The organism is Collinsella sp. i05-0019-G5 (assembly GCF_042851345.1).
Classification (GTDB): domain Bacteria; phylum Actinomycetota; class Coriobacteriia; order Coriobacteriales; family Coriobacteriaceae; genus Collinsella.
In genome coordinates this window covers 1,034,738-1,049,234 of sequence record NZ_AP031421.1, presented here as the reverse complement: position 1 = coordinate 1,049,234, position 14,497 = coordinate 1,034,738, and the positions used below count along the sequence as shown (strand labels likewise).

The window sequence follows — 14,497 nt, the reverse complement described above, 5'->3', positions numbered from 1 at the left end:
GTCCCAAATCTTAAGTATGTGGGGGCTTGCGTCTTGGGCGAGCTTGCCTTACGGAGTGCTTCCCTATTTCGCGTCGGCCCAGGTTATGCCGGTGCTGGCTTCGGCGATCAACGGTACGCGGAGGTCTACTACGTGTTCCATGACGTCGCGGACCATGGTGGTTAGGCGCTCGACTTCGTTGACGGGGCACTCAAAGTCCAGTTCGTCGTGTACCTGCAAGATCATGTGGGCGGCAAAACCCTCTTCTTCCAGGCGGCGGCTCACGCGGGCCATGGCGATCTTGATGATGTCGGCCGCGGTGCCCTGCATGGGGTGGTTCATGGCCGTGCGCTCGCCAAAGCCGCGGAGTTGCGGGTTTTTGGCCTTGAGCTCCGGAATATGACGCCGGCGGCCGTACATGGTCTCGGCGTAGCCCGTCTGCTTGGCACGTGCCACCACGCTGTCGAGGAACGTACGCACACCCGGGTAGGCCTCGTAGTAGCGGTCGATCATGTCGCGCGCCTCGGCCATCGAGATGTGCAACGACTGCGACAGACCGTAGGCCTGCTGACCGTACACGATGCCAAAGTTCACGGCCTTAGCGCGGCTGCGCAAGTCGGGCGTCACCTCGGAAACCGGCACGCCAAACACGCGCGCGGCCGTCTCGGCATGGAAGTCTTCACCCTCGTTAAAGGCGCGCACCAGGTGCTCGTCTCCCGAAAGATGCGCCAGCAAACGCAACTCAATCTGCGAGTAGTCCACCGCCAAAAAGACGCTGCCCTCGCCCGCCGAGAACGCCGTCTTGACGGTACGCCCCAGCTCCGAGCGCGTCGGAATGTTTTGCAGATTGGGGTCGCTCGAAGACAGGCGCCCCGTCGCGGTGATGGTCTGGTTGTACGTGGTGTGCACACGCCCGTCACCACGGCGCAGCGGGCCCAACGTGTCCAGATAGGTCGACTTAATCTTGGACTTCTCACGCCAGTCCAAAATCAGGCGCACGATCTCGTGGTCGCGGGCAAGGTCGCTCAGCACCTTGGCGTTGGTCGAATAGTAGCCGCGCTTGGTCTTTTTGAGGCCCTTGGTCGGAAGTCCCATAACATCAAACAGCACGTGCGAGAGTTGCATGGGGCTGCCGATGTTAAAGGTCTCGTCGCCGGCCAGGTCGCGAATGCTGCGCTCGACCTCGGCAATCTGGGTCGCCAGGCCCTCGGACAGACTGTGCAGGCGGTCGGGGTCCACGAGCATGCCCGCGCGCTCCATCTTGGCAAGCACCGGCACGAGCGGCATCTCGATCCCATCGAACACGTTGGCGGCGTTCTCGCGGGCCATGCGGTCACGCAGCGGTGCAACCAGCGCCAGCGTCAAGGCCGCCGTGCGAGCGGCGGGCGCAGGAGCGTCCTCGCCAGCACCCTCTGCGCCGCGCGCCGCAGGCAGCGCCATCTGCAGATACGTATCGGCCAGATACACCTCATCAAACTCGGAGCGGTCGGAATCCAACAGGTAGGCGGCAACAACGGTATCGAAGATGCGCGTGGAATCGACTGCCAGCGGATCCATGAGCTCGAGCTCAGAAGAATCGATGGGCGAAAGCTCATGCAGAAGCGCCTTCATATCCGGGCTCGCCACACGGCCTTTCATAAACAGACGCGCGAGCACGCCGGCAATCACGCCGTGGGCGAAGTTGAAGCCCTCAACCTCAGCCGCCGCACCGCTGTCGCCCTCCTCGAGCGCAAACAGGCCCTTGGACGTCGCCAACCACAGCGTGCGCGTCAGCCCAAAGAGCGCGCCCTCTTCCTTGTCATCGTCCACCACGGCGGCGACCCACTCGCCGGCATCAATCACGCGGGAGACCTCAGCCGCAACGGCACCAAGCGCGCCAGCATCGCCGGCGGCTGCGCGCAAAACGGCGGGAATCTCAAACGTGCCGGCAGCTGCCCCGCCCTCGCCGCCGATCAGCGCCAAGAAACGGTTCTGCATGGCGGTGATACCAAGCGTGCCCAGCGCCGCGGAAACCTCATCGGCGGAAAACGCCGGGAAGGACGTCGCCTCAAAATCGAGCTCAACGGGTGCATCGGTGCGGATGGTCGCCACCTTACGGCTCAGCAGCGCGTCGTCGATGTGTGCGCGCAGGTTTTCTCCCATCTTGCCCTTGACCTCGTCGGCGTGTGCGATGACCTCATCCAGGCTACCGTACTGCGCAATGAGCGCGCTCGCCTTTTTGGGGCCGATGCCCGGCACGCCGGGGATGTTGTCGGACGTGTCGCCCTTCAGACCATAAAAGTCGGGCACGAGCGCCGGCGTGATGCCGTGATACAGATCGTCCACGCTCTCGGGCGTCATGATCGCCACGTCGGACAGGCCCTTGCGGGTCGAGACCACGTTAACGTGCTCGGTCACGAGCTGATACATATCGCGATCACCGGTCACCAGCAGCATGTCGCAGCCGGCCTCCTCACCCAAGCGCGCCATGGTTCCCAGGATATCGTCGCCTTCCCAGCCCTCGGACTGCAGAATCGGCACGTTGAGCGCGGCGAGCAGCTCCTTGATCATGGGGAACTGCGCGTGCAGGTCGGGATCCATGGGCGGGCGCTGCGCCTTGTACTGCGGCAGCATCTCCATACGCACGCGCGGCTTGCCCTTGTCAAACGCCACGACAACGCCGTCGGGATTAAAGGCATCGATCATCTTGAGGAACATGTTCAGAAAACCAAAGATCGCGTTGGTGGGGCGACCGTCCGGCGCGTTCATGGTCGGCGGCACGGCGTGGAAGGCGCGATGCATGAGCGAGTTGCCGTCGATGACGGCAAAGGTACGGCGCTTTTCAGACATATTGAATACCTCGCTTTGGGCTGGGCACGGTTTGCTCACACCAGTTTACACGCTCCCCGCCCCGCGGCCACCGCACATCAGGCTTCCCTGCCGCCGCGGGCCCGCGCGTGATACGATGGCTCACGGTACATCAACCAGCACGATCGATCCGAAAGGAGCCTGCGTCATGGAGCGTCCCAGCGCATGGAAAAAGTACACGCCACAGCAGATCGAGGAGCTCGAGGAGCTTTGCCGCGGCTATAAGCAGTTTTTGAGTGAGAACAAGACCGAGCGCCTGTGCGTCAAGGCCGGCATCAAGATGGCCGAGGAGGCGGGCTACGTCAATCTGGAGACCGTGATCGCCGAGGGCCGCGCGCTCAAGGCCGGCGACAAGGTGTACGCCGCCAACCACGGCAAGGACCTCATGCTCGTCAACCTGGGCACCGCCCCGCTCGAGCAGGGCTTTAACATCCTGGGCGCCCACGTGGACTCGCCGCGCCTGGACCTCAAGCAGAACCCCGCCTTCGAGGCCGGCGACATGGCTTATCTCGACACGCACTACTATGGCGGCGTCAAGAGCTACCACTGGGTCGCTTCCCCGCTCGCACTCGTGGGCGTCATCTGCAAAAAGGACGGCACCACCGTCGACATCAACATCGGTGACAAGGCCGACGACCCGGTCTTTACCATCTCCGACCTGCTGATCCACCTCTCGAGCGAGCAGATGGCCAAGCCCGCCAAGGACGCCGTCGACGCCGAGATCCTCGACGTGATCGTGGGCGGCCGCCCCGTCAAGTTTGACGAGGACGACAAGGACGCTCCCAAGGAGCCCGTCAAGCAGATGTTCCTGGATATCCTCAAGGAGCAGTACGACGTCGAGGAGGAGGACTTCCTCTCCGCCGAGATCGAGGTCGTGCCCGCCGGCCCCGCCCGTGACATGGGCCTCGACCGCTCCATGATTCTGGGCTATGGCCACGACGACCGCGTCTGCGCTTACCCCTCCATGCTCGCCCAGATCAACGTGGCAGACGTCGAGCGTACGAGTATCACGCTCATCGTCGACAAGGAGGAGATCGGCTCCGTGGGCGCCACCGGCATGACGAGCCGTTTCTTCGAGAACACCGTCGCCGAGATCATGACGCTCGCCGGCGAGAGCAGCCCGCTGGCCCTGCGCCGCGCACTCGCCCGCAGCCGCATGCTCTCCTCTGACGTGTCCGCCGGCTTTGACCCGGGCTACGCCGGCAAGTTCGAGACCAAGAACGCCGCCTTTATGGGTCGCGGCCTGTGCTTTAACAAATACACGGGCAGCCGTGGCAAGGGCGGCTCCAACGACACCGACGCCGAGTATGTGGCCCTCATCCGCGACATCATGGACGAGGCAGGCGTGGACTTCCAGACCTGCGAGCTCGGCCGCGTCAACGCGGGTGGCGGCGGCACCATCGCCTACATCATGGCCGAGTATGGCATGAACGTCATCGACTCCGGCGTTGCCGTCCTGTCCATGCACGCCCTGTGGGAGGTCGCCAACAAGGCCGATATCTACGAGGCCTATCGCGGCTACAAGGCCTTCATCGAGCGCGCGTAACCAACCCTTCATCAGTTGCGGTGAAATACAGACTAAACTGGCCCATAAACGGCCAAAACGGGCCGTATTTCACCGCAACTTTCTTTTTTGCAAAGGAGAGTCCATGCCGCAGGTCATCATTTCGCCCGCCAAGCAGATGCGCGCGGCCCAAGATGCTTTTGAAGTCCTGGGCATTCCACCTTTTGCGCACGAGACGGCTCGCCTCCACCGCGCACTGCTAGATATCGAGCGGAATGAAGGCAGCGGAGGTCTGCAGGCGCTATGGAACGTGAGTGACAAACTGCTGGGGCCTTGCCTCAACACCCTGCATGAGTTTGGGCCCATCCTGAAAAACGGCGATCTCGACAATCCCGCACTCGCCCGTCACCTCTCCCCTGCCGTCATGTCCTATCACGGCATTCAATACCAGAGCATGGCGCCCGAGGTGATGGATTCCGCGCAGCTCGCATGGCTGCAAGACCATCTGTGGATCCTCTCGGGCCTTTACGGGTGCGTTCGCCCCTTTCATGCCGTCGAACCATATCGGCTGGAAATGGGCGCGAAGCTCGCCGTTGACGATGCCCGAGACCTCTATGCGTTTTGGAGCGACAAGCTCGCGCGGGCTATCGCCCCGGCAGGCTCAAACACCACGATCGTCAACCTCGCCAGCGTAGAGTACGCCAAAGCCGTTCTGCCCCATCTCGCGGGCGACGCCACGGTCGTCACGTGCCTCTTTGGCGAAGGCATCCGCAACGGCAAGCCCATCCAGCGCTCGACCGCCAGCAAAAAGGCACGTGGTTCCATGGTGCGCTGGATGGCAGAAAACAAGCTCGAGGATGTAAGCGGGCTCACCGCGTTTGATGTTGGTTATCGTCACTTTCCCGAGCTTTCAAATAAGAACACTTTGGTCTTCCTGAACGAACAGACCTTGTAGGACCACCGCTACTTTTGAATGTGCTGCCTAGGCACGGCGTCTATTCCGCCAAGCCGTCGGCTTTGGCAACTTCGTTTGTCGAGCCATCTTGGTAGGTAATCTTAACGTGCTCTACCTCGGACACCGCAACACCCGATGGGGGCTCCAAGCGCCATTCCGTCAGCGCGATATCCATCGTCGTGGGCACATCCCCTTGATCTTTGAGCTCGACCGACAGCGTCTTAAGCGACGCATCGAAGGTCACGCGCTCGATCTCTTCACCAGGAATGGAACCGCCGCTCAGCTGCAGCTGGACAAATCCATCGCGCGGATACCAATAGTCGCCCGGCGCGGCAACGGTATTGCCACCCGCGACCTTCACCGTCATTATCGGTAGGCTATCATCAGCCTCGAACTCCCATGCAGCGCCGCCGCGACCACCAAACGTCCAGATACAAACGGCAATCACCAGCACGGCAAGCACCGCAAAGCCAATCGCGACAAGGCCATGGTGCGCACGGCTTTCCTCGGCCGATACATCCCATTGCGTCTCTCGATATAGATGCTTGTCTTCCATGTTCGCCTCCCCACAGGCACGCTCGTTGGCCCAATCGTACCCATTCAGGCTATACTTGAGCCCATGACATAACGGGGAGCTTGCAGGACAAGACGGCAGGCTGAGACTGGGCGCGCCCGCCCTGACCCGCAAACCTGATATGGGTAATGCCAACGAAGGGAGCCGTGCCAATGAGCACACAGACCGAGCCCAAGCTCGTCACGCAAATCGACTTCGCCCGCGCCGGGCAGATCACACCGCAGATGAAGGAGGTCGCCGAGCGCGAGCATCGCGACCCCGAGTACATCCGCGAGCGCGTGGCCGACGGCCGCATCGCCATTCCCGCCAACATTGTGCATATCAAAAAGGGCATGCGCGCCTTTGGTGTCGGCGAGGGCCTGTCCACCAAGGTCAACGTGAACTTGGGCATCTCGGGCGACAAGGCCGATGCCGCCGAGGAATGGAAGAAGGTCAAGATTGCCGAGGACTTTGGCGCCGACGCCATCATGGACCTCTCCAACTCGGGCAAGACGCGCCAGTTCCGCCAGCAGCTCATCGACGAGACGCCGCTTATGGTGGGCACCGTCCCCATGTACGACGCCATCGGCTACATGGAAAAGCCGCTGGTCAAGCTCACCAAGGACGACCTGCTCGAGGTCGTTCGCGCGCACGCCGAGGACGGCGTGGACTTCATGACCATCCACTGCGGCATCAATAAGTCGGTCATCAAGACCTTTAAGGAGACCGGCCGCCTCATGAACATCGTCAGCCGCGGCGGCTCGCTGCTGTTTGGCTGGATGGAGGTCACCGGTAACGAGAACCCCTTCTACGAGTTCTACGACGAGGTGCTCGAGATCTGCCACGAGTACGACGTGACGATTTCGCTTGGCGACTCCTGCCGCCCGGGCTGCCTCTACGACTCCAACGACGCAACCGAGACCGCCGAGATGATCGAGCTGGGCAAGCTGTGCAAGCGCGCCTGGGCCGCCGGCGTCCAGGTCATGGTCGAGGGCCCGGGTCACATGGCGCTCGACGAGATCGCCGCCAACATGAAACTGCAGAAGCGCCTGTGCCACAACGCCCCGTTCTATGTGCTCGGGCCGCTGGTGACCGATATCGGCGTGGGTTACGACCACATCACCGCCGCCATCGGTGGCGCTATCTCCGCCAGCTCCGGCGCCGACTTCCTGTGCTACGTGACGCCGGCCGAGCACCTGTGCCTGCCCAACGCCCAGGACGTGCTCGATGGCCTCATGGCCACCAAGATCGCCGCACACGCCGCCGACATCGCCAAAAAGGTGCCCCACGCCCGCGACATGGACGACAAGATGGGCCAGGCACGCCGCAAGCTCGACTGGGAAGAGATGTGGAAGTGCGCGCTCGACCCGGTCACCGGCAAGAAGCGCTACGAGGAATCCCCCGCCGCAACCGAGGGCACTTGCACCATGTGTGGCAAGATGTGTGCCGTCCGTACCGTCAACAAGATCTTCGAGGGCACCACGATAGATCTGGGCATGGAGGACTAACTCGTCACCGGAGCCGCAATCGGTAACAAGGTGTTCGTCAACTGTTGACGTGTGAACATTTGCTTGCGTTTGCGTAAAGATTGCACTACCCGCCCGGGATCGGCATACAGCTGGCCCGGGCAACTTTATAATGCAGGCAGAAGACCCATTTGAATCCGACCGGACAAGGGAGCGAACATGGATCGCAGCAAGGTTCCCGCCGTTCTATCCATCGCAGGATCCGATTCCAGCGGTGGAGCCGGCATTCAAGCCGACATCAAGACCATCACGGCGCACCGCCTGTATGCCGAGACGGCCATCACAGCCATAACCGCACAAAACACGCTCGGCGTCACCGCCGTGCAGAATATCTCCCCCGATATCGTCGCTGCGCAAATTGATGCCGTCTTTGACGATATTCGCCCGAGCGCCGTCAAGATCGGCATGGTCTCCTCTGTCGAGATTATCGAAGTCATCGCCGACCGCCTGAGCGCCTGGAACGCAACGAACGTGGTCGTCGACCCCGTTATGGTCGCCACCTCGGGCGCGCGCTTGATTGCCGAGGATGCGGCCGAGGCGCTCACGCGTCGCCTGTTCCCGTTGGCAACGGTCATCACGCCCAATATTCCCGAGGCCATGGCGCTGCTCGATTACGAAGTCGATTCCGAGCGCACGCAGCAAAATGCCGCCATGCTCCTCACCCGCCGCTTTGGCTGCGCATCCCTCGTTAAGGGCGGGCATTTTGTCAACGAGGCCAACGATGTATTGGCCGAACCCGCGCCACTCGATGACGAGGGCAACCATCTAGGCGATCCGCTCACCACGTGGTTCCGCCACAAGCGCATCGAGACCGACAACACACACGGCACCGGCTGCACGCTTTCGTCCGCCATCGCCTGCGCGCTGGCCCAGGGCATGGATCTTGCCGATGCCGTCAATGCGGGCAAGGCATACCTGACAGGCGCTCTGGCCGCCGGCCTGAACATGGGCAAAGGCTCTGGCCCTGTCAACCACATGTGGCAGTACTGAGACAGTTTGCCGCAGCTCGCTATTGATGCTGACCATCAGGCAAAACTCGCTGACGGCACCGCAACACGCTGACCGTACTTGGGGTTTTGCGCCCACTTGGGATATTCGAGGGATACGAGAAAGGGGCCGTGGCGACGAACCGCCACGGCCCCTTTTGCTGTTATCGCCCGCGGTCGCTCCCGCCCCAGATCAGGGCGAGCGCGACAACCGTGACGAAACTGCCCAGAATCGCGCCGAGCGCCGCGCCCATGACGAAAGCCATTACCACGGCACCCCGTCGGTGACGCAGACCTGCAGACGGTCGAGCGGCTCGCCGTAGATACCGGCGTAGTCGTCGCCGCTATAGGTAGAGCCGTCGTCGCACACGGTGTTCAGCCATCCGGCGCGCGCAGTGGTCTGGGAGCGGTACCACGCCTGCTTGTACTCCTCGCCGCTCGGCGTCACGTAGTACATGCGTACGCCGTCGATGGTATGGCCGGCGATACCGGCGCAGCCGTTTACGGTGTCGTTGCGGTCGCCCTTGGCGACCCAGTCGAGCCAGCCGTCCTCGACGGTGTGGACCTGATACTTGAGCGTACCGCGATCAACTCGGGCGCAAAGGAGGTCATGCTGTCGGCACGGGTAGCCCGCGAAGCCGTCGTCGCCGGCACCGAAGTCAGTCACCTCGTCCAGCCAGCCGCCACCCTTGAGGTGCAGCGAGTAGTGTACGGGAACACGGGCGCCAGTGGAGCGAGGGAAACCGCCCGGCGCGCCCTGCGACTCCGAAGGCGCAGCAGGGGTCGCCGCGGGCTGCACAGTCGGCGCGGACGGCTGCGTGCCGCCGACCATCGCGTCGTACCACTCGACGGCGCGCTGCATGTAGTGGTCGCGCTGCGAGCCGGCCAGCTCGCCGGGGCAGGACGTGGACGACCAGTGCTTGTGTGGGAACACGTTCACCATCCATGCCGGGCGGCCCAGCCCGTAGTACAGGCACAGCGCCGCCACGAGGTGCGCACCGCTCTCGATAGCGGCCTCGTGAACCGTCCACGGGCCGCGCGCGCTGTTGGCGTGCTCGATGGAGATCGTGGTGTCGTTGCCGCCGCCCGTGCCGATGCCGTCGCCGCAAGCGTAGGCGCGGTCGGTGTCGTTGACGTGCTGCACGATGTAGCCGTTGCGGTCGACCGAGTAGTGGGCAGAGCAGCCGTTGGCGGCCCAGATGCTGTTGCACTGGGCCGCATTGAGGTCACCCGCCATATGGTGGATCGTGACGCCCTTGATGCCGAAGGGTCGTCCCGCCGAGAAGTTGCAGCCGAGGAGCTTGTACTCGTCCGGTTGGACGTTCGCGAAATCTGCCATGTTAGTCCTCCTTAATGTCGCCGAGCGCGAGCAGCGCGTCGAGCCATTTGTCCGTGATGCCGACGGATTTGAAGGCGGCATAGGCCACCTGCACGCCGCCGACACACGCGAAGATGGACGTCACCCACGCCGAGGGGTCGGTGGGCACGCCTCCCGCCATGGCCGTGAGGGCGCCGCACCCCGCCGAGATGGCGATGGCCGTCCAGCGGGCGACGCTACCCGTCATGGCCTTGGTCTTGATGGCCTGCACGATGTACGGCACGACCAGCACCGTGCACACCGTGAGCCCTGCCTGAATCTCAGTCATTTGATTGCTCCTATCTGTTTGTCTCCTTGTTGTACATGAGGTCGACGCGGTCGTAGATGTGGTCGACCTTCTGCGCCATTCCTTGGCTGCGTGCCTGGCTGTGCGCGAGGTCCGAGTGCAGCACCTCGTTCGAGGCCACCACGGACTCCATCAGCGTCTTCATGGCCTCCATGAGGCTGTTGGACCTCTCCATCTGGCTGGCGATGCGGCCCTCCATCTGCGAGCGCTCGCGGTCGCGCTGCGCCCGCGCGGCCACCTCCTCCTGTTTGCGCTCCTCGCGCTTGAGGTCGATGTTCGCCTTGCGCTCGTTTTGGGCCTTGTATTCGTCCAAAAACTGCCTGCCGAAGTAGAAGGCGACGAGCACAAGCAGCACGCCTCCCAGCCACCCCGGGCCATACGGCGCGAAAAGCTTGAGCGCCTCCATCCGGCCTCCTTCCCGTTCTGCAGTGTGGTGGGGCCCATTCCCCGCCACACTGCAGGTTCAGGCCTCCGTAACGCCGGCCTACACCGCCGCCATCGTGCCGACGCACACGGCCAGCGGGCCCTGCGACAGGATCACGGCGCGGTCGGTGATGATGCACCCCGTGCAGGAGCGCACCATCGGGACCGTCACCACCGCGCCGTGCAGCATCACGTCGAGCGCCGTGTCGTGGACGCCCACGACCGTGCCGAACTCCATCGTCAGCCGCTTGCCGCCCGACGGCATCGCCGCCGCCAGCCGCGCCGCCGCGCCCTTGATCTCGGCTGCCGAATCGCTCATCGCTCGTACCTCCTCGCCGTGTGCTTTATGACGCAGCCGGCGTCGAGCGTCAGCGTCTGCTTCTGGATTGCCAGCTTGCCGACAACCCCGCCGGTCCTGTAGTTCATCGCCACCGCCATGCACGGCTCGACGGGCTTGTAGACGCTCCTGAACTCGTCCGTGCGCGTCACGGCGCGCTCGGTGGCGAGCAGCTCCGCCGCCTTGCGGTCCGCCGCCGCCTGCATGGCGTCCTGGGGCCAAGGCGTGGCGTTGCCTCCCTCCTCGACCTTGTCGGCGACGAAGATGGCCTCGCCGCCGTCGATGTAGCAGTAGCCCCAGCTGACCTTGCTGTGGTTCTCCGTGGCGTGGTAGGTGTAGCTGACCTTCTGCCACTCCCCCGTCATGGTGAACCCCTTGGTCACCGGGCCAAGCGCCCTCTCCTGATCCCAGAAAGACTGTATGATGCCCGTCGCGCCCTTAGTGCCCTTGACCCACACGCTCTGCGTGTAGTCCGTATCCTTCTTGACGCTCGGCCCCTCGTCCTGGCAGAAGCCGACGCGCCCGCCACTCGAGACGACCTTGATGCCGAAAAGCACGCCCACCTGCGGCGAGTCGGGGACGTAGACGGTCTGGATGCTGCCGTGCGACTCGCTCTGCCTGAAGCTCTTATCCGACTTCTTGCCGGTGCCGATGAGGGCGTTGGCGGCGCCCTCGACAAGGTTGGCGTCCTCGGTATCCACGCCCGGCAGGCTGTCGTAGCTGTAGCTCTTGACGATTCGACGACCGACCGAGACGGTCGAGAGGTCTGAATCGGGCGAGTCGTCCACCGCCGTGCCGCGCACCGATGCGTCCTGCGTGCTGAAGTCCACGTGCACGACGTTGCAGACCTCGGCGCGGTTAGTCGATTCGGTCATGGCCGGCATGAAGCGCGCATCCCTGCCCTCGGTGAACTCCGCCGAGATGGGCATGTCGGCAGGCTCGACGTAGCGCCTGTAGATCACGTTGCCCATCCGGTCGGTCACCGGCGAGCGGAACCCGGCCGCCTTGAGGAGCAGGTCCACCGCGTCCAGCTTATTCTTAGCGTCGTTGTCCCCGCCCACGCCGAAAACCAAGGTGCTGCCCAGAAGGAGGCTGCTGGGGTCGGCGTAGACGGTGAGGCCGACCGATTCGGCTATCTTGACGGCCTCGTCAACCAGATTGCTGCCCGCAACGATCACGTACGGCCCGTCGAAGTCGTCGTCTTTGAGCCGCTTCAGGAGGCCGTAGGCGTTGATCTGGCCCTCGCGGTAGGCGCCGTCGATGTCCACCGAGTCCACCTGCGGCATGAATGTCCCGAGGCACTCGCGCCTCTTGCTGCCGTCCGTGAAGGTGGCGTTGAGGTACACGCGCAGAAAGTCGTTGCCAACGTCGAACTTGTCGGCGAAGTCCAGGGATGCAGTCTCGTAGAGCGCCGTGTTCGCGTTGCGCTCGATGGAGCCGCCGTTCTCGATGTCGCGCACGAAGTCGAGTTCGAGTCCCGTCTCACGTGATACGCGCACGAAGTCGTAGGAGGCGTCGAACGGCCTTATCCAGCTATCAGCCATTGGCGGGCTCCTCCCACGTCTCCCACGTCGGGTCGCACGAAGCCACCCACGCGCCGTCGGAACGCTTCACGCTACAGTTGAGGCGGGCGCGGAACCGCTCGCCGTAGAGATCGCGCACCCAGAAGCGCCCCGCCATGTTCATGACCTCGAGGAATGACTTGTAGTCCTCCTCGTCGAGCAGCAGGAAGTCCATGCTGTCCTTGACGTCCCGTTCGTTGATGCCGTACGAGACGGGCAGCCCTTCCCCGCCGTCGGCGAAGTGCAGCATCTTGTATCCGTGCGTCACCTTGCGGCTCGAGCCCTTCTTGAGATAGCGCCCGAGCCACGACCTCTCAGCGCCGGCTCCCCAGTTGAGAGCCACCTCGCGGCTCGCCACGGTCGTCTTGACCCTCGTCGCTGTGCTCACGCCCGTCGCGGCGTAGGCAACCGCGACGTACTCGAACTCGCTGTTGAGCGGAGGCAGCGGGTCGCTCGCGCCCTCGCCAGCCGCAAGGTGCGAGCCGAGCTGCAGGTTCGAGCCGTCGGGCAGGACGCGCGACACGGTGAAGTGGGACGTCTCGGGCGTGTCGTCACTGTCGGCCTTGCCTGGGAATACCGACAGCTGGCATCCCAACCTCTCGTCGACGAAGATGTTGAGCGACGGTTTGGCTGGCGGTGCCCAGTCAGTCCGGAAAGTTCTCGAGGCGGCGACCGACAGCGACGATCCGGCTGTGACTGTGAGCACGACCCTGTAGACCGTGCGGTTGGCGAAGGCGTGCTGCGCATAGCCCAGGCCAAAGGAGCGCGCGTCCTTGTCAAGCATCCCGCTCCACAGGATGTTGCCCCTGATGTCGCGCAAAGACAGGTACTGTCGGCTGACGCCCGTCTCGTCGGCCACCTTCCACGTGAAGGTATGCGGCACCGCGCGCAGGGTCGCCCCGTCCGCAGCCGGATCGGTGAAGAATGTCTGGGGCGCGTCCGCCACGGTATATGCCGCCGCGCTCGACCATGCGCCCCAGTCCTCGTCGAGGCCCTTGGTGCGCACGCGCACGGAGTAGAGGCCCTTGGTGCCGGTCGGCAGCTTCAGGCTCGCACCCGGGCCATCGACCGTCGTGGTGGTTGGACCCGTCGGCGTCGTGACCTGCACCTCGGCTGAGGTCTGCGCCGAGCCGTCCGGATGGTTGGGCACCCATTCGAGCGTCGCGGTCGAACCTGTGGCGTAAGCCGCCCTGACGCCCCTGATGGACGGTGCGAGCGGCGGGCATATTGTCGTGACCTCGTTCGACTCGGTCCACGGTCCCTTGAGGCCGCTCTTGACCGCGCGGGCGCGGTAGCGCACCGTACCCGCCGGTGCCTCCTCGTCCTCCCAAGAGGCGTTCACGTCCGCATCGACCCACGTCTTTCCACCGTCGGTCGTGAGCTGGAACTCCCAGCTGTCGACGAAGGCCGGTGCGTCGTGCCCCTTGAGCACGACCTTCGCCGCCTCCGCCTTGACCGCCTCGAGCATGCCGAGCGCCGTCGGCGTGGTGTAGATCGCCGGCGCGCTCACGCCGTAGTCCGACGTGCCGCCAGGGCCCGTAGCCTTGGCCGAGAAGATGTACATGCAGCCCGGCTCGAGGCCGTTGTAGGTGTGGCTCGTGGTATCCCAACTGACGGTGCCGACGTCGACGAACTCCCCCGTGCCGTTCTTCACCGCGCCGACGGTCACGGTCGACCAGGGATAGTCACCGTTCATGCCCGTGTAGTCGGTGTCCCAGCTGACCTTCGCGCTGGTGTCGCTCAGGCGCTCCGCTCTGATGTTCTTCGGCGTGTGCGGCGTGTGGTAGGCGCGGCACGGCACCGTGACGGTGTTGGAGGCGTTCGACGTTCCATTGCCGAAGCCGCCCGTGACGTTAATCTGGCCAGTGAAGGTGTGGTTGTAGGCGTCGCCGTTGCCGCGCGCGAGCTCGACGTCGCGCGACGTGCACTGCACCCATACCCAGCCGGAGTTGTTCGTCGAGTAGACCGAGCCGTTCCACGAGCCGCCCGCCGACGAGCTGCCGTTTGCGTAGCAGTCGATGGCGTAGCGCGTGCCGTAGCCGTGCGTGACGCGGTAGGTCACGGTGGTGTCCGTGCGCCCGACCTCAACAACGTCCACGTACGCGCACCAGCAGTACTTTCTATAGCCACTGCCGCCTTGAACCCAGTTTCCCTGCGCCAT

The 14,497-nt window shown here is 63.9% G+C and carries 12 protein-coding genes and 1 riboswitch; of the genes, 4 read left to right on the top strand and 8 right to left on the bottom strand.

What is annotated here, in order from left to right:
* Positions 1-63: 63 nt before the first annotated feature.
* A complete protein-coding gene (gene polA / locus ACGHIZ_RS04765; RefSeq protein WP_390449585.1) occupies positions 64-2,808 on the bottom strand; it encodes a DNA polymerase I in 2,745 nt (914 codons plus the stop codon).
* A 166-nt stretch (positions 2,809-2,974) separates the two neighbouring features.
* Here polA and ACGHIZ_RS04760 point away from each other — a divergent pair, with 166 nt between their 5' ends.
* Together ACGHIZ_RS04760 and ACGHIZ_RS04755 are read left to right on the top strand one after the other, a co-directional pair.
* Positions 2,975-4,372 carry an aminopeptidase gene (locus tag ACGHIZ_RS04760; protein WP_390449583.1) on the top strand — a complete coding sequence of 466 codons (1,398 nt, stop codon included), beginning with the start codon at positions 2,975-2,977 and terminating at the stop codon, positions 4,370-4,372.
* Between the two features lie 103 nt (positions 4,373-4,475).
* Positions 4,476-5,285, top strand: coding sequence for a YaaA family protein (locus tag ACGHIZ_RS04755; protein ID WP_390449580.1), 810 nt, complete (start codon positions 4,476-4,478; stop codon positions 5,283-5,285).
* A gap of 40 nt (positions 5,286-5,325) precedes the next feature.
* On the opposite strand, the gene ACGHIZ_RS04750 is transcribed toward ACGHIZ_RS04755, so the two are convergent.
* A complete protein-coding gene (locus tag ACGHIZ_RS04750; protein WP_117736398.1) occupies positions 5,326-5,841 on the bottom strand; it encodes a hypothetical protein in 516 nt (171 codons plus the stop codon).
* Between the two features lie 62 nt (positions 5,842-5,903).
* A riboswitch (TPP riboswitch) is annotated at positions 5,904-6,020 on the top strand.
* Between ACGHIZ_RS04750 and thiC the strand changes: the two genes are divergently transcribed.
* Positions 6,012-7,346 carry a phosphomethylpyrimidine synthase ThiC gene (thiC, locus tag ACGHIZ_RS04745; protein WP_390449577.1) on the top strand — a complete coding sequence of 445 codons (1,335 nt, stop codon included), beginning with the start codon at positions 6,012-6,014 and terminating at the stop codon, positions 7,344-7,346. It overlaps the preceding riboswitch by 9 nt.
* Positions 7,347-7,523: 177 nt before the next feature.
* Positions 7,524-8,354 (top strand): bifunctional hydroxymethylpyrimidine kinase/phosphomethylpyrimidine kinase, encoded by an 831-nt coding sequence (gene thiD / locus ACGHIZ_RS04740; protein ID WP_390449574.1) that lies wholly within the window; start codon positions 7,524-7,526, stop codon positions 8,352-8,354.
* A 261-nt stretch (positions 8,355-8,615) separates the two neighbouring features.
* Here the strand turns inward: thiD and ACGHIZ_RS04735 are convergent, their stop codons facing one another.
* From ACGHIZ_RS04735 to ACGHIZ_RS04710, 6 genes are all read right to left on the bottom strand, one after another.
* Positions 8,616-9,689, bottom strand: a complete 1,074-nt coding sequence (locus tag ACGHIZ_RS04735; RefSeq protein ID WP_390449571.1) for an N-acetylmuramoyl-L-alanine amidase — start codon at positions 9,687-9,689, stop codon at positions 8,616-8,618.
* A 1-nt stretch (position 9,690) separates the two neighbouring features.
* Complete coding sequence (locus ACGHIZ_RS04730; RefSeq protein ID WP_390449568.1) at positions 9,691-9,996, bottom strand: hypothetical protein; 306 nt, start codon at positions 9,994-9,996, stop codon at positions 9,691-9,693.
* A 10-nt stretch (positions 9,997-10,006) separates the two neighbouring features.
* Entirely contained in the window at positions 10,007-10,420 is a 414-nt protein-coding gene (locus tag ACGHIZ_RS04725) for a hypothetical protein (RefSeq protein ID WP_390449566.1), read from the bottom strand.
* A gap of 78 nt (positions 10,421-10,498) precedes the next feature.
* Positions 10,499-10,756 (bottom strand): hypothetical protein, encoded by a 258-nt coding sequence (locus tag ACGHIZ_RS04720; RefSeq protein WP_390449563.1) that lies wholly within the window; start codon positions 10,754-10,756, stop codon positions 10,499-10,501.
* Positions 10,753-12,318 carry a hypothetical protein gene (locus tag ACGHIZ_RS04715; protein ID WP_390449560.1) on the bottom strand — a complete coding sequence of 522 codons (1,566 nt, stop codon included), beginning with the start codon at positions 12,316-12,318 and terminating at the stop codon, positions 10,753-10,755. The genes ACGHIZ_RS04720 and ACGHIZ_RS04715 overlap by 4 nt, the downstream gene beginning before the upstream one ends.
* Entirely contained in the window at positions 12,311-14,497 is a 2,187-nt protein-coding gene (locus tag ACGHIZ_RS04710) for a fibronectin type III domain-containing protein (RefSeq protein ID WP_390449557.1), read from the bottom strand. Before ACGHIZ_RS04710 ends, ACGHIZ_RS04715 begins: the two co-directional genes overlap by 8 nt.